The organism is Nocardia flavorosea, from assembly GCF_015477805.1.
GTDB classification, from domain to species: Bacteria; Actinomycetota; Actinomycetes; order Mycobacteriales; family Mycobacteriaceae; genus Nocardia; species Nocardia flavorosea_A.
Genome location: NZ_JADLQL010000001.1, coordinates 276,258 through 293,933 on the forward strand (window position 1 = coordinate 276,258; position 17,676 = coordinate 293,933).

The window sequence follows — 17,676 nt, forward strand, 5'->3', positions numbered from 1 at the left end:
TCACATCTTCCAGGTCACGGTTGCCGCCAGCGCCTCGGCGTAGTTCTTCTTGGTGTAGCCGGCCAGCGCGTGCATATGTGTGGTCATCAGTTCCTCGGCGCGGCCGGGATCGCGTTCGGAGATCGCGGTGGCGATGGACGTGTGGATCTCGACGGTCAGTTTCCGCTGCCGTGCCGGATATTCGACGCCGACCGCGGCGCCGTCGAGAATGTCGAACAGCGCGATGAACAGCGAGGCGAAGACGAGGTTCCCGGATCCCTGGGCCACGGTGGTGTGGAAGCGCCGGGTCTGGCTGAGGAATCCCGTGTGGTCGTTCAGGTTCTCATGTTCGAGCTCGATGATCTCGAACAGCGTCGCGATATCCGTCTCGTCCATGCGCTCGGCGGCGAGCCGGGCCATATGGGGTTCGAGTGCGGCGCGGGTCTCGATCACCGTCTGGAACGGGGCCCGCTGGAACTGCAGCAGCAAGCTCAGCGAGGTGGCCAGTGCGGAGCTGTCGGGCTGCTGCAGAATAGGGCCGCCGCTGGGACCGGGTTTGAGGGTGATGACGCCCTGGAGTTCGAGGAACCGCAGTGATTCGCGCAGGGTCCCGCGGCCGACGTCGTAGGCCTCCAGCATGGCTTTCTCCGGAGGGAGACGATCCCCGACCTGGTTGCCCCGGCGGTTGATGTCATCGACGATGCGCTGTGCCACGAGCAGCGCTGTCTTCTTCGGTCGTTCGGTAGCGGTCATCGGTTCTCCCCTGGTGTGGCTGTTGTGCTTGTTGTTCCCACACCCTACATTCAATGCTATTCATGTGCAGAGATTAGCGCTCGAGGTTCGTGGCGAGCCAGTGGCGACCGGGTGATCAGATCACGAGGAGGCGGTCATGAGTGACGGTGAACTTGCCGAACTGTGCGAATATGTGCGCAGACTGCGAGCGATCGAGAGCGCCCGCGACCACGTGCATGCCTATGCGCGAACCCTCGACGATCCGGACTCCGGAACCGTGACGGCGCTGTTCGCGCCCGACGCCGTGCTCACCACGCCGTCGCGGACCGTCCGTGGATCCGCGGAGATCCGCAATTTCTTCGAATCGGCATTCGTCGCCGACCCCTCGGTGAAACGCCATTTCATTGCCAATGTGCGCACCGCCTGGCTCGGCAGTTCCCGGGTGCGCGTGCAATCCCAGTTCTTCTTCACCGGCAGCGGTGCCGGGCGTTCGGCCCTCGGCTGGGGTAGTTATGACGATGTTGTGGATACCGGCGGTGACCGGCCGTGCTTCGTGGAGAAGGGTGTGCTCGTCGAGGTGAGTACTGATCTGGCGAACGGGTGGCCGGACGGTACCTCGGTTCGCTGATCTGCCGAAGTCGCCGGTATGACGCCGACCGGAAGGGTCTGTCGCTCGCTGTCCGGGGGCCGGCCGAGATTTGCCGATTTCCTTCATAACCATGCGCATGGTTGCTATGGTTCTCCTGGATCTGCCGAGTCTGGGCGGACCCGAGGGGGCGAGGAAGAGTGCAGGCCGGTTCATCACCGGCCCAGGGGCGGTGATCGCGAAAACCTTTGCCGCCCTTCAATCGAACGGAGTGCGACGTGAAGCTGGCCCTACGCTATGACATGCGGGCGCCCGATATCGGGGTGGGCAGTCCCGAGCAGTACACCGCAGCGCTCGAACATGCCGCCTGGGCGGACGACCTCGGATTCGAGACGGTGTACCTCGCCGAACACCACGGCGCCGACGACGGCTACTGTGCGGCGCCGATGATTCTGGGCTCGGCGATACTCGGCCGGACCCGCCGGCTGCGGGTACACCTGTCGGCGCTCGTCGCGGTGCTGCATCACCCACTGCGGCTGGCCGAAGACCTCGCCGGGCTGGACCTGGTCGGCGGCGGGCGGCTCGAGGTGACGCTCGGGCTCGGCTACCGCGACGGCGAATACCGGATGTTCGGTGTCGACCGCCGCCGGCGCGTGCAGATCCTCGAGGAAACCGTCGAGGTACTGCGCCGGGCGTGGACCGGTGCGGAATTCGACTTCCGTGGCGAACGGGTACAGGTCCGGCCCCGGCCCGCGCGTCCCGGGGGACCGGAACTCTACATCGGTGGTTCGGCCGAAGCCTCGGCGCTCCGCGCGGCCCGGATCGGCGACGGGTACCGCCCGGCCGGTGCCGAAAAGAACCGGCTGTACGACATCTATGCCACCGAGCGCAGGCGCCTCGGTAAACCGGTGCCCCCGCGCGGGCCGGTGAGCGGTCCGCTGTTCCTGTTCGTCTCCGACGATCCGGCCCGCGACTGGGAAATCGTCGCACCGCATGTGCTGTACACGACGAACGCCAACGCGAACTGGGCGCGGGAGCGTGGCGTGGGCACCACGGCCTATCGTCCCGCCGCAGGACTGGCCGACCTGCAGACGGACCCGAATATCCGCGTCGTCACCCCCGATGAATGCGTAGCGCTCTGCGAAAAGCTGGGCCCGGACGCGGAATTGGTGTTCCAGCCGTTGATGGGCGGGCTGCCGCTGGACGCGGGATGGCGCAGTCTGCGCCTGTTCGAAACCGAGGTCCTGCCGCGGCTCGTCACGCTCGGATATCGCCCGTCGGCCAAGGAACCCACCGGAGAGGCGGCGTGATGACCACAACCGTCAAGGATTCCCACCACAGCGACGCACCGGCCGCGATGCCGCGCGGCCTGGTCGTGATGATCGGCTACTGCGTCATCCTGGCCACCCTGGTGATGACCATCCCGCTGAAACTGCTCAGCCGGATCGGGGCGGAATTCGGAGCGACCGGCGGCCTGCTCAACTGGGTTGTCATCATCGGTTCGCTCAGCGGGGCGATCGGCACCGCCCTGCTCCCTCCGGTTGCGTCGCTGTTCGGGCAGCGGCGCACCACGGTGGTGACAATGGGCCTGCTGACTTTCGGCAGCATTCTCGGTGCGATCGCGCCGAATATGACGGTATTGCTGATCGGCCGGTTCATCGGCGGATTCACCCTCGGTGCCATCGCGCTCGCGCTGGCGATCGCCCGGGCCAACCTCTCCGGCCGGACGCTGAGCGTCGTACTGTCCTGGATCGCGGCCGCGGAAGGGGTCGCGGCCGGGCTGTCCTTTGCCGTCGGCGGACTGCTGACCGATACCGTGCAGGTCGACTGGCGGGTGGTGTTCGGCGTCCTCGCGGTGCTGGGCATCATCGGGATCGCCGGTGCGCTCGCCACCATCCCACGTCAGGACGGTCCGGGTCGCGGACGGGTCGACTGGATCGGCGGGGTGTTGCTGACCGGCGCGCTCGCGCTGATCCTGGTACCGCTCAGCATGGGCTCGCAGTGGGGCTGGGCATCGCCTTCGGTGCTGGTACCGCTGCTGTGCGGCATTGTGGCGGTGGCGATCTGGTGGGCTGTCGAATCGCGGGTGCCGACGCCGCTGGTGAACACCCGTGCACTGCGGAATATGAACTTCCTGCGCGGCTGGCTGGTGTTCTTCCTGGCCGGAATGCTCGCCTGGATCATGAATTTCACCCTGCCGAAATTCACCGAAACCCCGGCATCGGCCGGTTTCGGTTTCGGTTACAGCGCACTGACCAGTGGCCTGCTGATGCTGATGTTCTGCATCGGCATCGTGGTGGGCAGCGCGTCGGCCGGGCGGCTGAGCCGGTTCGTCCCGGCGCGGGCGATGTGCCTGCTGGCGTTCACCGGGTGCACGATCGGGATGTTGCTGCTGGCGTTCGTCCACGATTCGGCATGGCAGCTGTGGGTGTGGCCGGTCATCGTCGGGCTCTCCTACGGGCTGGCGTCGGCCAGCGCCTACCTGACCTTCATCACGGCCCTGCGCGCCGACGAGGTCGCCACGGCGGCGAGTATCGGCCAGATCAGCGCGCCGCTCGGCGGTGCCATCGGCAGTGCGGCGATCAGCGGTGTGCTCACCGCCGAGGTGATCAGGATCGGTCAGACCGAGGTCCCGGCCGAGCACAGCTCCCAGCTCGGCTGGCTGATCGGCGCGGGGGTCTCGGTGGTCGGCCTGCTCCTCGTGGCGCTCATCCGGGCTCCCGAATCCGCTATCGAAGAGACGGTCTGAGTCCGGCACCGCATGCCGCGGGTGCGTTGCGCGGGTGTTGTTGCCCGCCTGGTATTTCGAAGCCGCGACTGCTTCCGGCCCGGCCGGATGGGCGCGGGACAGATCCGGAAGAAGAGTGAGGATGTCGATGTTCATTTCGATCGAAGCGGGCCGGTGTATGGGGCACGGCCGGTGTTATGCGGTGGCGGAGCGGCTGCTGACCGATGACGACGAAGGTTTCGTCGTCGAACGCGGGCAAACCTGGGAAGTCCCCGGCGAATTGACCGCAGAGGCGGAGGCTGCGGCGCAGGCATGTCCGGAGACGGCCATCGTCGTCGGCGAGTCGTAACCCCCACCGAAACACCGCGGCCCGGCATCCTGCGAAAGGATGCCGGGCCGCTGGGCTGTGGTCCCGGGGTCAGTCCCAGACCAGAGGGACCTGCTGTAGCCGCAGCTGGCTACCGCGTTCACGCAGGTCCACGCCCTCGGCGAGCCGGTAGTGCGGGATCCGGCGATGCCATTCGGTGAGCGCGACCACCAGTTCCGCGCGCGCCAGATGCATGCCGAGACAGCGGTGGTGGCCGGCGCCGAACCCGAGATGGTGCGCGAGATTGGGCCGCTCCGGGTCGAAGACGTCCGGGTCCTCGAAGATGCGGGGGTCGTGGTTGGCCGCGGCCAGGCCGAGCCACACCAGATCGCCCTTGCGGATCGGCAGACCGTGGAAGTCGAGGTCGCGGGCGGCCTCGCGGCCGTCCTGGATGATCAGGCTGTAGAGGCGCAGGATCTCCTCGATCGCCTTCGGCCACAGTTCGGGTTCGTCGAGCAGCCGCTGCCGGTCTTCGGGGTGGGTGGCCATGTGCAGGAATGTGTAGCCGAGCGCGCTGCGGGTGGTGTCGAGCCCGGCCGCCATGATGCTCATGCACAGGGCCAGGATCGTCTCGTCCGGGATCGGGGCGCCCTGGTATTCCGCGGTGACCAGCCGGGTCACCAAGTCGGTGGCCGGATCACCGGGTGCCGCGCGACGTTCGGCGATCGCGGCGGCGAAGTAGGCGTCGAGTTCCTGTCGCGTCTGTGCGGCGATCCGTTTGGATTCCGGATCGCTGTTGAAGAAGCCGAGGAACTGGCCCTCCACCCAGGGCAGCAGCTTCGCGCTGTCCTCGACCGGCAGCCCGAGCAGTGTCAGGAACAGATCGGTCGGATAGACCATGCCGAAACCGGTAGCGATGTCTTCGGCGCCCCGCGGTGCGATCTCGTCGACGAGCGCGACGGCACGCTCCTGTGCCTGATCGGAGATGCGCCGGACGAGTTTGGGAGCGAAGAACGGGTTGAGGATCCGCCGCAGCTCGGCATGGTCGGGCTGGTTGAGGTTCTGCGGCAGCAACTGCCGCGGCGGGGAGCGGTGGAAGGCGCTGACCTGGTCGTTGGTGAAGTCGGTATCGCGCTGGAGGGCTTCGCGCACATCGTCGAAGCGGTTCAGTACCCAGAACCCCTCCTCGGTGGAGTCGTTCCAGGCGAACCGGGCGGCTTCCCGGTCGGCGTCGAGCAGCCGCTGAGTTTCCAGCGCGGGCCGTTCGATGCGGTAGTCGGTATGGAAGACCGGACAGCCGCCGAGGTCGCGGGTCGTACCGGAATCGTCGCTCACCTGGGTCATCGGCATCTCCTGTCGAATAGCGCAACTACCAATGCGAAATAGGGGTGGCTATGGCGTGCGTCACGGATTGACTTTTGCTCGTAATGATAGGCATGATTCGGTTAATTACAAGGGTGATCGACCGCAGGAGGCCGCAGGTGCACAGGCTCGAAGACCACACGGCAGTGGTGACCGGCGGAGGTTCCGGGATCGGGGCGGCCTCCGCCCGGAGGCTGGCGGCCGAGGGCGCGACGGTCGCCGTTGTCGATCTGCACCAGGCGGCCGCGGAGGAGACCGCCGCGGCGATCCGAGAGGCCGGGGGACGGGCCGCCGCGTTCGGCGCCGATGTACGGGACCGGGAGCGGATGTATGCGGTGACGGCCGAAATCGTCGCGCAGTTCGGGGAAATCGGTGTCGTGTTCACCGGCGCCGGGGTGTCCGGCGCGCGGATCGACAGTCACGAACTCTCCGAAGAAGACTGGCGCGGAGTGCTCGATATCAACCTGAGCGGCACCTTCTTCACGATCCAGGCGGCGCTGCCGTCGATGCTGCGGCGCGGCGGTGGATCGATCGTGACGTGCGGCTCGACCTCGTCGTTCATCGCCACACAGGGCGGTCTCGCGCCGTACCGTGCGTCGAAAGGCGGGGTCAAAATGCTCACCCAGACCCTCGCGATCGAGTACGCGCCGCACGGTATCCGGGTCAACAGCGTATGCCCGGGCGCGGTGAAAACGAACCTGGGCGCCAACACCGCGGCGATCGTGCCGACCACCGCCACGGTGCGCAACCCGTCGAAACCGCTGAACGTGCCGCTCGGCCGCTACGGCGAACCCGACGAGATCGCCGCGGTGGTCGCGTTCCTCGCCTCGCCGGACGCCTCGTATGTGACCGGGCAGGCGATCCTGGCCGACGGAGGTGTCACCGCCGAATGACGCGCAACTCCGGTACCGCACCGATCCTGCTGGACGGGGCGATCGATATGCACTGCCATTTCGGCCCGGAGCCGCTGGTCGAAAAGCTCGCGAAACACCCGCACGCGGTCGACCCGATCGAGGCCGCCGGGGAAGCCAGGACCGGTGGGATGCGCGCGATCGTGCTGAAGGCGCACGAATTCCCGTCCACCGCGGTCGCCGATCTGGCCAACAAGGCGGTGCCGGATGTCTTGTCGATCGCCGGAATGTGCTGCGATCACCCGGTCGGCGGGCTCAACCCCCAGGCCGTCGAAACCGCGCTGCGGGCCGGTGCGCAGGTGGTGTGGTTGCCGACGTTGTCGTCGGTATCGAATACTCCACAGGCTGTCGAGGCGGCGTTCGGTGTGCGGGAAGGGATTGCGGTCCTCGGCCCGGACGGTGAGCTGGTGCCGGAGGTGCGCCAGATCATGGACCTCGTCGCGGCGAGCGGCGCGGTGCTGGCGACCGGGCATATCACCGTCGACGAGCACTATGCGGTGGCCCGCGCGTTCGCCGGTCGCGGGAACCTGGTCGTCACGCACGCCATGCATGCCAGTGCCGGGCCGGGACTTTCGGTGGACCAGGTCGTGGAGCTGGCCGACCTGGGGGCCGTGATCGAATTCGCCGCTCACACCTGTATGGGGAAACCCTCGACGTTCGAGCAGGTCATCACCGCCATCGGCCGGATCGGGCCGCAGCGCGCGATCGTATCCACCGATTACGGCTGGACCGACACCCTGCCGCATCCGGCGGCGGGCCTGCGCGGCTACGTCAACGCGCTGTGGGACGAAGGCGTCGGCGAAAACGAACTCCGGCTGATGGCCGGCGCGGTCCCGGCGCGACTACTGGGTTTGGACTGAAAACCATGGAGGTTCTTGGAATGGGACGAGTATCCGGCAAGGTCGCGTTCATCACGGGTGCGGCGCGCGGACAGGGACGGTCGCATGCGGTGCGGCTCGCGCAGGAAGGCGCCGATATCGTCGCGGTGGACTCCTGCGCGGACGTCCCTTCGCTCGAATACCCGATGGCCACGATCGAGGATCTGCGCGAAACCGAGAAACTGGTACGCGATCTCGGCCGCCGGGTGCTGGCCCGCCAGGTCGATGTGCGGGATCAGGCCGGTCTCGATCAGGTGACCGCCGAGGCGGTCGACTGCCTGGGCGGTATCGATATCGTGAGCGCCAACGCCGGTGTGGTCGGTTGCCGCCCGACCTTCGACCTCACCGACACCGAGTGGCAGGATATGGTCGACATCAATATGACCGGTGTCTGGCGCACCGTGAAAGCCGCTGTACCGCATATGATCACGGCGGGCCGCGGCGGTTCGGTGATTCTGACCAGTTCGGTGGTCACCCTCGTCGGCGCCGCGAATGTGGCGCACTACAACGCTTCCAAGAGCGGCGTCGTGGGATTGATGCAGACGCTGTCCGCGGAACTGGGCCGCCACGGGATCCGGGTCAACGCTGTCCACCCGGGCAATGTGGCGACGGACATGCTGTTCAGCAAGTCCACCCTGCGCGTGTTCTGCCCGGACCTGGAAAACCCGACCCCCGAGGACCTGCGTGAACGCGCCCGCGGTTCGGATGTGCTGGGGCAGGGCTGGGTCGAAGCCGAGGACATCAGCAACGCCGTGCTGTACCTGGCGTCCGACGAAGCGCGGTTCGTGACCGGTGTATCGCTGCCGGTCGATGCCGGCCGGCGGATCGGCTGAACGGAGATGACCATGGACTACGGACAACGACTGACGGGCCGGCGGATCCTCATCACCGGGGGCGCAGGCGGGATCGGGGCCGCCGCCGCGCGGCGACTGACCGCTGAAGGCGCCGCGGTGGCGATCCTCGACCTGGACACCGGCGCGGCCGAACGCCTGGCCGCCGAACTGGGCAACGCCGCGGCAGTCGAATGCGATGTCACGCGCGAAGAGTCGGTCGGCGCCGCGGTGACCGCGGCGGCCCGGGACCTGGGCGGGCTGGACGGCGTGCTCACCTGCGCGGGTATCGCCCGCTCCGGCTTACCGCACGAAATGTCCTTCGAGGACTGGAATTCGGTGATCACGGTCAACCTCACCGGTACATTCCTCACGATCCGCGCCGCGGTACCGCATCTGCTCGAGGCGGGAGCCGGGAGTGTGGTCACCATCGGTTCGGTGGCCTCGCTGGTCTCCGCGAATACCAATACCTGTAGCTACGACGCGTCGAAGAGCGGTGTCCTCGGGCTGACCCGGTCGATCGCCGTCGGGTACGCCGACCGCGGTATCCGGGCGAACTGCCTGTGCCCGGGGGTGGTGGACACTCCGCTCGCCCGCCGCGCCCGGGAGGTGGAAGGAGTCACGAGCAATGCGGTAGCCGCCACCCCGCTGGGCCGCCGCGCCGAACCGGACGAGATGGCGGCCGTGATCGCCTTCCTGCTCGCTACGGAATCGTCCTATCTCACCGGTTCGGTCGTCACCGCCGACGGCGGGCTCACCGCGCGATGACCCCGGACGGAACTATTCGATCGACAAGGACGGAAATGAATCTTCGAGGAGACCGGGCAGCCGCGTCCGCGCTGCCACGAACCGATCGGGCCGGGAGCCGCAATGAGCGATGAGGTGTTGGTCGACGCACAGGACGGCGTTCTCGTCGTCACGCTCAATCGGCCGGCGGCGCGAAATGCGGTGAACCTCGCGATGGCCGAAGCGGTTGCCGCGGCGATGACCGAACTCGATACCAGCCCGGATCTCACGGTCGGAGTACTCACCGGAGCCGGCGGCACATTCTGTGCCGGAATGGATCTGAAGGCGTTCCTACGCGGTGAGTCGCCGGTGATCCCGGGGCGCGGCTTCCTCGGCCTGGTGGAGGCCCCGCCGGAGAAACCGCTGATCGCCGCTGTCGAGGGTTATGCGCTCGCCGGAGGTTGCGAAGCCGTACTCGCCGCGGACCTCGTGGTGGCCGCGCGGACCGCGAAGTTCGGTATTCCCGAGGTCAAACGCGGGCTGGCGGCCGCGGCCGGCGGACTGATGCGGCTGCCGCGCCGGATTCCACCCGCCGTAGCGCTGGAACTGGCCCTCACCGGCGATCTGTTCGATGCCGAACGCGCCCTCTCCCTGGGACTGGTCAACCGTCTCGCCGACGAAGGGCAGGCACTGGAATCGGCGCTCGACCTGGCCCGGTCCATCGCGGCCAACGGACCGCTGGCCGTGCGGGCGTCCAAAAAGGTCATTCGCGAGAGCGCGGACTGGTCGCAGGACGAGATGTTCGAACGGCAACGGGCGATCACCGGACCGGTATTCGCCTCGGCCGACGCCCAGGAAGGCGCCCGGGCCTTCGCGGAGAAGCGACCGCCACGCTGGCGCGGGGAGTAGGGGCGCGGCGGCCCGCCGTCACCACCGGAACCGCATCGCCCCCACCGTCACTCGTCGGTGTCGAGAACGGAAGGGGCACGGATCGGGTGCAGTTCCCGTCCTGCCCCTCCGTGGTCCATCGCCCGTTGCGTGCCCCTGACCTGCTGTCGTGGCAGACTCGGACCGCTTCGGCGTGGACCGGGGACGAGCGCTAGCGGGTTCCGGTCACCCAGCGGCCGAGCCGGCCCAACCGGGACTTCGGACGCCCGTATGTCAAGCGCGTCGGATCCAGCCAGCGAGGCAAGGGTTCGCGCGCGGCCAGCCAGGCTGCGGGCACGCCGGTAGGGGAATCTTTGCCGGTGTAGGCGGCGACTATTCCGCCGACGATGGCGCTGGTGGTGTCGATATCGCCGTCGGCCTCGATACAGGCCGTGATCGCGGCGGGGTAGTTGTCCAGATATGTCGCCGCAGCCCACATCGTGAACGGCACCGTATTCTGCGCGGTCACTCGGGAACCGTTGCCCAGCTCCGCCGCGGCCTGATCCACGGACGCGCCGAGCAGCGTACGCGCCCGGCCGATCGACCGGGTCGTTTCCCCGTCGGCGAGGCGGCTCAGGACAGCGGTGAGGAATTGGTCCGGTGCGGGACGCACCCCGGTGAGCCGCGCCCGGCCGGCTTCACCCGCTGCCACGGCCACCGCGACCGCGCCGGCCACGCCCTCCGGATGCATATGTGTCACCCGAGCCGATCGGGTCGCCTCGGCGACGATCCGGTCCGGATCTCCGGCGTAGAACGCGCCCAGGGGCGCCACGCGCATGGCGGCGCCGTTACCGCAGGACCCCTTACCCTCGTACACGGATCCGGCAGCTTCTGGCCACGGCACACCTTCGCGGATCCGGCGCAGGATGCCCACCGAGTAGAAGCCGTAATCGCGGGCCGGATCGCAGCGCCGCGCGAAAGCGGCGGCCAGCCGATCCGGGTCGACGGCGCCGCGGGTGCCCAGTTCGGCGACCACGCTGCAGGCCATTTCGGTATCGTCGGTCCACCCCCACGGCCCGGCGGTGAGGTTTCCGGCCCGGAGATCGGAGAGTGAGCGGCGCATCACCGGGAACTGTTGTCCCAGCGCATCTCCCACGGACAGGCCGTCCAGTGAATCGAGCATCGAATCGACAGACATCGGGCCCGATCGTAGCCACGCCGCGTGCGTTACGGCAACGAACATTCGGCTGCGCGGGCCTGCTGACACCGATTGCGTGTCCGCACGTCTCGGATCCACAGTGCCACAAGTGGCAGCTGCTGTCCGGTCCGCGTCCCGAATCGCGATCCCGGTCGCCTGGAAGCGTTTTCGCCTGCCCGCGGTGAGTGACGTGCCCACCGGTGGCGATGCGACCGCCGCCCGGCCGGCGTATCACCGGCAGGGCGGTGCGGACCGGTTCAGAGGGTGATCGCGCGGCGGGCGAGTTTGCCGGTTGCGTTGCGCGGCAACGACTCCGTCGTGATGCGCCAGCGGGTCGGCACCTTGAAATACGACAGCCGCTCCCGCGCGAACTCGGTGAGTTGTTCCTCGGTGACCGTGGCGTCGGGCGCGACCACGATCACTGCCGCCACTTCCTGTCCGAGATCGGCATGGGGTACGCCCACGACGGCGCATTCGGCGATAGCGGGGTGTTCGTCGAGGCATTGTTCGATCTCGGTGGGGTAGACGTTCTCCCCGCCGCGCAGGATGAGATCGGAGCGGCGGCCGGTCAGCCGGAGCTCGCCGCCCTCGACGATGCCGTAGTCGCCGGTGCGCAGCCAGCGGTCCGGGGTGATGGCGGCGGCGGTGGCGGCCTCGTCGTCCCAGTAGCCGAGCATGACGAAGGGACTGCGGACACACACTTCGCCTTCGGTGCCGTCCGGAACCTGCACGCCGTCGGGATCCCGGATCTCGACGTTCACCGTCAGGATCGGCCGGCCGAGCGTGCCGGGGGAGCGGTTCAGATCGGCGGGGGTGGCGACCGCGATCGCGGTGCTGCATTCGGTGAGGCCGTAGCTGTCGACCAGTGCGTCGCGGGCGAAGGGGAACCGTTCCCGGAGCCTGTCCTTGAAAGCGATCGACGACGGGGCCGACGCCAGGGCGAATGCGGTCAGAGAGGACAGATCGAAGTTCTCGGCGCCGTCGTATTCGAGCAGCCGTCCGGCCATGGTGGGCACGGCGCCCCAGTTGGTGACCCGTTCCCGTTCGATGAGCCGGAGCACGGTTTCGACATCGAAGGCGCCCTGATTCAGGACCAGCGCGCTGCCCGTGGCCAGCCGGGGGACGACCAGATTGTGCAAACTCGCGATGTGGAAAAGGGGTGAGGTCAGCAGGCAACGAAGCGGGACCGGCTGTGAGTCGTCGTAGACCTGGCCGGACATTTCGGCGGCGAATGCGTCGCCGAAGCGGAAGTAGTCCACGACGGCCAGCAGGTTACGCTGCGAATGCAAGGCGCCCTTGGGGCGTCCGCTGGTGCCGCTGGTGTAGAGGATGACCGACGGATCGTCCTCGTCGACCTCCGGCTGCGGGAGTTCGGCACCTGAGTGGTCGGCGATCAGGCGTGGCAGATCACCTTCCGTGGTGAGCACGGTGATTCCGGCGGTATCGAGTCCCGCCAGCAGCCGGGCGCGTTTCTCGTCCACGATCAGCACCGAGGGGCGGGAGTGCTGCAACCCGTAGTCGATTTCGCGCGATACCCACCAGCTGTTCATGCCGACGGTGACGGCGCCCAGGCTCTGGGTGGCCCAGAACGCCATCACCCATTCCGGACTGTTGGCGGCCAGGATCGCCACCCGGTCGCCCGTGCGCACCCCGTATTCGTCGCGCAGTGCCACGGCCAGCGCCGCCACGGCGTCGACGTGTTCGGCGAACGAGATCCGGCGGTCGGCGGTGACCAGGTAGTCGCGGTCGCCCCACGCACGCGAGGCGGTCAGCAGATCGCCCACCCTGCGGCCGCGCCGGCGGATCACCGGGATCACGGCACCGAGTACATCCTCGGCCACGATCTCGAAGCGGCCGCCGGGGCCGGTCAACCGCCGGATGGTGTTCTCGATCCGCGACTGCATATCGGTTGCCGGTGTCGTCATAGTGGCCGCCCTTCTCTCCCGCGGTGCCTGTCGGACAGCAACATGCCATGACCCGACCGGGCGGTCGGTGACCTGTACCACTCAGCGAGACTACGCAGGTGTGTCCGATCGAGGTGGTCCGGGCAGTTCGTCGAAGGTGCAGCCGAGCTCAGCGGCGAGGGCACGCAGAGCGGCCAGCTGGTCGCAGTAGTCGCCGGCGCCGGTGGCGGTGAGTCCGACGCTCGCGATGGTGGTCCCGGCGGCGCGGAGCCGGTCCAGGGCGCGCGCCGTGCGGTCCGGGTCGCCGATCGGGTCCAGCCGGTGCCCGGGACCGAGTACCAGGTCGAATCCGGCGGGGAGTTCGACGGTTTCCAGCATCGTCCGCAGTTCGGGGACCTGGAGCCCGAACGGGACCCAGCCGTCGCCGAATTCGATCGCCCGGCGCAGTGAGCGCCGGGTCCGGCCGCCGATCCACAGCGGGACCCGCGGCTGCACCGCATGCGGCCGGACGAGCATATTGCCGAAGTCGTAGTACCGGCCGTGGTACTCGGGGCAGTCCTCGGACAGGGCGGCGCGCAGCGCGGCGAGCGCATCGTCGGCCCGGGCGCCGCGTTCCGCGAAGTCCGCGCCGAGCAGCTCGAACTCCTCCCGCAGGCTGCCGACACCGAGACCGAGGATCAGCCGGCCGCCGCTGACCAGGTCGAGGGTGCCGTATCGCTTGGCGATCTCGAGCGGATGGTGGTAGCCGAGTACCAGCACCTGGGTAGCCAGCCGGATACCGCTGGTACGGGCCGCGAGGAAACCCAGGGTGGCCAGCGGATCCCAATAGGTGCCGCCGCGTTCGGCCGCGATATCGACGGGGACGGCGACGTGTTCACTGCACGTCAGGTGGTGGAAGCCCAGCCGGTCCGCGGTTTCGGCGATCCGGGCGAGTTCGCCGATCCCGGCGTCCCGTTCCCAGTCCGCACACATCGCCGGATGCGCGATGACGATGGGTGACGAGATTCCGATATGCATCCTGGCGAATTCTCCGCTACTGGTGTGCCGGCTCGGGGTGTTCCGGGTCCGTTCTACCGCGCGGCCCGCGCTGGGGAGACGGGTCATCCCGGTGGGTGGTATCCGAACGTCTCGCCGGTCGTCTCGCTCGTTCTGCCGGACAGACGGCTATCTGGTGCTACTCTGAAACAAGAATGAATTCCAGTTTTTGCCTGTGAAAGGCCTCTGAACAGTGCTGTTGGAGGAGTCGATGACCGTCACGGACTTGGTATCCGCCCCCCGGGCCGCGGCGCGGGAGCTGCCGCAATCGATGGTCGAGCGGATGACCGCGATACTCGACGCGTTCGAAGGCCGCGCTGCGCGCCTGTCGCTGGAGGACGTAGCCGACTATGCGGGGCTGCCCCGTTCCACCGTGCACCGCATCCTGCACCAGTTGGTCGGCCTGGACTGGATCGAGCACACCGCATCGGGCTACCGCCTGGGCCGCCGTGCGCTGGGACTGGCCGGCGGCGACGGCGGACGCAGCGAGATCCGCGCGGCCGCGGCGCCGCTACTGCACCAGTTGCATCTGCAGACCGGCCTGGTGGTGCACCTGACGGTGCTCGAAGGCGGCGACAGCGTGTACCTGGACAAGGTCGGCGGTCGATTCGCCACCGCCGTTCCTTCGCGGGTGGGCGGCCGGGTGCCCGCCTATGCGACCGCCGGCGGGAAAGCGATTCTGGCCGGGTTGTCCCCCGAAGCCGTCGACAGCCTCTACGGCCCGCGCCTGCACGGCCGCACCGACCGCACGGTTGCCGATCTCCCGGCGCTGCACCAGGAACTCAACCGGATCCGGCGGCGCAACGGTCTCGCCGTCGAACACGGTGAATCCGCGCTCGGAGTGTCCTGCGTCGGGGCGGCGATCCGCGGATACGACGGTCCGGTCGCCGGTATCTCGCTGTGCGGTGACACCCGCTCGGCCCGCCTCGACCGGGTGGCGCCACTCGTCGCCGACGCCGCCCGCACGGTCTCGCGCACGCTGTACCCCGAACATTCGGATCGGCGGCGTCCCCGCGGCAGTGCACGCATTCCGGAGACCGCGCCGCAAGCAACGGTCCCGCTGGTGTCCGCGCGTGCCGGCTGATCGTCTCGCTCGCCGGTCATCGGCGGCGATCGTCCACCGGCGCGCATTTCGGCCACCACCGGCGCACACCGCGCCATTGCTACCCTCGGGATGATCGGTGGCCGGTGCCGCCGGAAGTCCGGACAGTGCTGCCGCCGCGGTGAGCTGAACCGTTCCCGCGCCGTTCCTCCGGTCCACCGCAACGGTGTGCGACGCTGATGCCGGGCCGGTCGCGCGGTGTGGGCCGGTGGGTATCGGGTACCTGCGCGAGAGGAAGGAGGCGCGATGAGCCAGCGAGATATTGTGCATGCACTACTCGACCGAGCCGGAAGCACCTACGCCGCCGAAGCGGGAATCAAGCTCGACGACAAACCGGCGCCACTGTTCCAGTTGCTGATGATGTCCGAACTGCTCAGTGCCCGGATCTCCGCTGATATCGCGACCGCCGCGACGGCCGAACTGGTCCACAGCGGCTACCGGACCGCCCGCGAAGTCGCGGACGCCCGATGGCAGGAACTGGTCGACGCGCTGGGGCGCGGGCACTATCGCCGCTACGACGAACGCACCGCCTCCCAGCTCGGCGATATCGCCGCGACCGTCCTCGACAAGTACGGCGGCGATCTGCGCAGACTCGCCGACGAAGCCGAGCACGACCCCGGCCGCGCCGCCGGGCTCATTCAGCAGTTCAAAGGAATCGGCCCGACCGGTGGCGATATCTTCCTGCGCGAAGTACAGGACGTATGGCCGTGGGTCCGCCCGCATTTCGACCAGCGGGCGGTGCGTGGTGCGCAACGCATCGATCTGCCCGCCGACCCGGGCGAACTGGCCCGCCTCACCCCGGACCACGAGGCCGCCGAGTTCGCCGCGGCGCTGGTCCGGGTAGCCGGCGACGACGATCTCGCCGCGGAGGTCCGGTCGGCGACCCGCTGAAGACCGCGCGGACCGGATCGGCGCGGACTGCGGGCCGGGCCGGCGCATATCCCGTACAGTCCCGCGATCCGGCGTGCCGCGGCCATGCCGTTCAGGGCCGGTTACGAGCGCCCTCGGGCCGGGCCATCGCGTGACCTGCGCGCCGTTCAGTGGGCGATTCGTTCCTCGTAGACGTCGGCGAGGTCGCGCAGGGCCCGCGCGCAGTCCCCGGTGTAGCTCGAACCGTGCATGACGGCCAGTGTGGTCGGCTCGAGGTCCGCGAGCCGGTTCAGCGCCGCGGGTACGGCGGGGCCGATCGAGGTCGGGTGGAAGACGTCTTCGGCAACCGTCGCGGGACCGACCAGGTCGGTATCGGTGAGAGCCGGACCGTTACCGAGCTGGGTCATCAGGTCGCCGCAGAACAGCACCCCGGTGGTTTCCTCGTACAGAACCCGGGCTTCCCAATTGTGCGGTGCATGCGGGGTGTCGAGATGCCGGATGCGGCGCCCGCCCAGATCGATCACCTCACCATCGGCCAAACGGCGTGGTTGCCGGTCGGCCAGGTCGTCGATCGACACCAGGCAGCCCACCTCGCCGTGCGCAACCTCGGCGCCTGGGGCGGCCTCGAGGAAGAGGTTCATGGCTCCGCATTCGTCGGCCTCCACATGGCCGAAGGTGATCCAGCGCAACTGCTCGACCGGTCTGATCCGTGCGACGGCCGCGGATACGGCGGGGAACAGGGCCCGCATCCCGGTGTGGAACAGCAGCGGTTCGTCGGCGTCGACGAAGAACTGGTTGAACGTGAATCCGGTGGGCCCCACGTCGGGAACGTAGGTGGAGAACCGGTAGATCCCGCCGGCAATCTCGTCTGTTCGGGTTTCCATAGAGAAGTCCTGGTCGATTCGATCCCCCGGTCGCAGTACCCAGCGCGGTCGAACAGCGAATGGTCAGTTTACTCCCGGAGCCACTCCGGCAGAAGGTCTGACGGTCTCCCGGTCAGTGGCGGCGAAACCCGGCAACCAGCCGTTCACCAGCGGAATCATCGCCTGGATCAACGGCCCGATCGCGACCGCGTACACCACGGTGCCGAGGCCCACCCCGCCCCCGAGCAGCCAGCCGGTGATCAGCACCGAGACCTCGATTGTCGTCCGGACCAACCGGACCGACAAACCGGTCCGCCGCACCAAACCGGTCATCAACCCGTCGCGCGGTCCCGGACCGAGCCCGGCCCCGATGTACAACACACTGGCCAGCGCGTTGAGGACCACCGCGAGCATCATCGCGCCCAACCGCACCGGAAGCGATTCCCACTCCGGCAGCAACCACAGCCCCACATCGACCGATACCCCGACCAGTACGACATTGCTCAGCGTGCCGAATCCCGGCCGCTGCCGCAGCGGTATCCAGGCCAGCAGGACAACGGCGCCGGTCACGATGGTGACCGTCCCGAAACTCATCGGGACATGCCGTGTCACACCCTGATGGAACACATCCCACGGATCCAAACCCACCGCGGCCCGGATCATCACGGCCATCGAGAACCCGTACAACCAGAGACCGGCGAACAGCGCCACGAGACGTCGGATCATGTGATGAGCATGCCGGGCTACCGGACTGCTCGTACAGGTCCACCTACTCAGCACTGGCCTCTTACCGGAGGG

Annotated in this window: 18 protein-coding genes; 11 read left to right on the forward strand and 7 right to left on the reverse strand. The window is 68.2% G+C overall.

Annotated elements, in window-relative coordinates; all coding sequences use genetic code 11:
- Positions 1–732 (reverse strand): FadR/GntR family transcriptional regulator, encoded by a 732-nt coding sequence (locus IU448_RS01305; protein ID WP_195053655.1) that lies wholly within the window; start codon positions 730–732, stop codon positions 1–3.
- Positions 733–868: 136 nt separating this feature from the next.
- Here IU448_RS01305 and IU448_RS01310 point away from each other — a divergent pair, with 136 nt between their 5' ends.
- From IU448_RS01310 to IU448_RS01325, 4 genes are all read left to right on the forward strand, one after another.
- The gene (locus IU448_RS01310) at positions 869–1,339 is read left to right on the forward strand and encodes a nuclear transport factor 2 family protein (RefSeq protein ID WP_195053656.1); all 471 of its coding nucleotides are present in this window, start codon (positions 869–871) and stop codon (positions 1,337–1,339) included.
- A 236-nt stretch (positions 1,340–1,575) separates the two neighbouring features.
- Positions 1,576–2,607 (forward strand): LLM class flavin-dependent oxidoreductase, encoded by a 1,032-nt coding sequence (locus tag IU448_RS01315; protein WP_195053657.1) that lies wholly within the window; start codon positions 1,576–1,578, stop codon positions 2,605–2,607.
- Entirely contained in the window at positions 2,607–4,046 is a 1,440-nt protein-coding gene (locus tag IU448_RS01320; RefSeq protein ID WP_195053658.1) for an MFS transporter, read from the forward strand. Before IU448_RS01315 ends, IU448_RS01320 begins: the two co-directional genes overlap by 1 nt.
- Positions 4,047–4,173: 127 nt before the next feature.
- Entirely contained in the window at positions 4,174–4,374 is a 201-nt protein-coding gene (locus tag IU448_RS01325) for a ferredoxin (RefSeq protein WP_195053659.1), read from the forward strand.
- A gap of 69 nt (positions 4,375–4,443) precedes the next feature.
- Here the strand turns inward: IU448_RS01325 and IU448_RS01330 are convergent, their stop codons facing one another.
- Positions 4,444–5,676 (reverse strand): cytochrome P450, encoded by a 1,233-nt coding sequence (locus IU448_RS01330; protein ID WP_195053660.1) that lies wholly within the window; start codon positions 5,674–5,676, stop codon positions 4,444–4,446.
- Between the two features lie 137 nt (positions 5,677–5,813).
- Between IU448_RS01330 and IU448_RS01335 the strand changes: the two genes are divergently transcribed.
- The 5 genes from IU448_RS01335 to IU448_RS01355 all read left to right on the forward strand — a co-directional run bounded on the left by IU448_RS01335 (position 5,814) and on the right by IU448_RS01355 (position 9,948).
- Positions 5,814–6,587, forward strand: a complete 774-nt coding sequence (locus tag IU448_RS01335; protein ID WP_195053661.1) for an SDR family NAD(P)-dependent oxidoreductase — start codon at positions 5,814–5,816, stop codon at positions 6,585–6,587.
- Positions 6,584–7,465: a DUF6282 family protein gene (locus IU448_RS01340; RefSeq protein WP_195053662.1), complete on the forward strand. Its 882-nt coding sequence runs from the start codon at positions 6,584–6,586 to the stop codon at positions 7,463–7,465. The genes IU448_RS01335 and IU448_RS01340 overlap by 4 nt, the downstream gene beginning before the upstream one ends.
- 20 nt (positions 7,466–7,485) lie before the next feature.
- Positions 7,486–8,316, forward strand: coding sequence for a mycofactocin-coupled SDR family oxidoreductase (locus IU448_RS01345; RefSeq protein WP_195053663.1), 831 nt, complete (start codon positions 7,486–7,488; stop codon positions 8,314–8,316).
- A 6-nt stretch (positions 8,317–8,322) separates the two neighbouring features.
- A complete protein-coding gene (locus IU448_RS01350) occupies positions 8,323–9,081 on the forward strand; it encodes an SDR family NAD(P)-dependent oxidoreductase (RefSeq protein ID WP_228811979.1) in 759 nt (252 codons plus the stop codon).
- A gap of 102 nt (positions 9,082–9,183) precedes the next feature.
- Positions 9,184–9,948, forward strand: a complete 765-nt coding sequence (locus IU448_RS01355) for a crotonase/enoyl-CoA hydratase family protein (RefSeq protein WP_195053664.1) — start codon at positions 9,184–9,186, stop codon at positions 9,946–9,948.
- Positions 9,949–10,138: 190 nt separating this feature from the next.
- Here IU448_RS01355 and IU448_RS01360 read toward each other — a convergent pair whose 3' ends face one another.
- The 3 genes from IU448_RS01360 to IU448_RS01370 all read right to left on the reverse strand — a co-directional run bounded on the left by IU448_RS01360 (position 10,139) and on the right by IU448_RS01370 (position 14,025).
- The gene (locus tag IU448_RS01360; protein WP_228811980.1) at positions 10,139–11,104 is read right to left on the reverse strand and encodes an ADP-ribosylglycohydrolase family protein; all 966 of its coding nucleotides are present in this window, start codon (positions 11,102–11,104) and stop codon (positions 10,139–10,141) included.
- A 257-nt stretch (positions 11,105–11,361) separates the two neighbouring features.
- On the reverse strand, positions 11,362–13,029 hold the full coding sequence (locus IU448_RS01365) for a class I adenylate-forming enzyme family protein (protein WP_195053665.1): 1,668 nt from the start codon (positions 13,027–13,029) through the stop codon (positions 11,362–11,364).
- 90 nt (positions 13,030–13,119) lie between these two features.
- The gene (locus IU448_RS01370; RefSeq protein ID WP_195053666.1) at positions 13,120–14,025 is read right to left on the reverse strand and encodes an LLM class F420-dependent oxidoreductase; all 906 of its coding nucleotides are present in this window, start codon (positions 14,023–14,025) and stop codon (positions 13,120–13,122) included.
- 229 nt (positions 14,026–14,254) lie between these two features.
- Here IU448_RS01370 and IU448_RS01375 point away from each other — a divergent pair, with 229 nt between their 5' ends.
- Together IU448_RS01375 and IU448_RS01380 are read left to right on the forward strand one after the other, a co-directional pair.
- Positions 14,255–15,127 carry an IclR family transcriptional regulator gene (locus IU448_RS01375; RefSeq protein WP_195053667.1) on the forward strand — a complete coding sequence of 291 codons (873 nt, stop codon included), beginning with the start codon at positions 14,255–14,257 and terminating at the stop codon, positions 15,125–15,127.
- Between the two features lie 264 nt (positions 15,128–15,391).
- A complete protein-coding gene (locus IU448_RS01380) occupies positions 15,392–16,036 on the forward strand; it encodes an endonuclease (protein WP_195053668.1) in 645 nt (214 codons plus the stop codon).
- A gap of 146 nt (positions 16,037–16,182) precedes the next feature.
- On the opposite strand, the gene IU448_RS01385 is transcribed toward IU448_RS01380, so the two are convergent.
- On the reverse strand, positions 16,183–16,899 hold the full coding sequence (locus IU448_RS01385; protein ID WP_195053669.1) for an MBL fold metallo-hydrolase: 717 nt from the start codon (positions 16,897–16,899) through the stop codon (positions 16,183–16,185).
- Between the two features lie 63 nt (positions 16,900–16,962).
- Positions 16,963–17,604 carry a YczE/YyaS/YitT family protein gene (locus IU448_RS01390; RefSeq protein ID WP_195053670.1) on the reverse strand — a complete coding sequence of 214 codons (642 nt, stop codon included), beginning with the start codon at positions 17,602–17,604 and terminating at the stop codon, positions 16,963–16,965.
- Positions 17,605–17,676 lie beyond the last annotated feature (72 nt).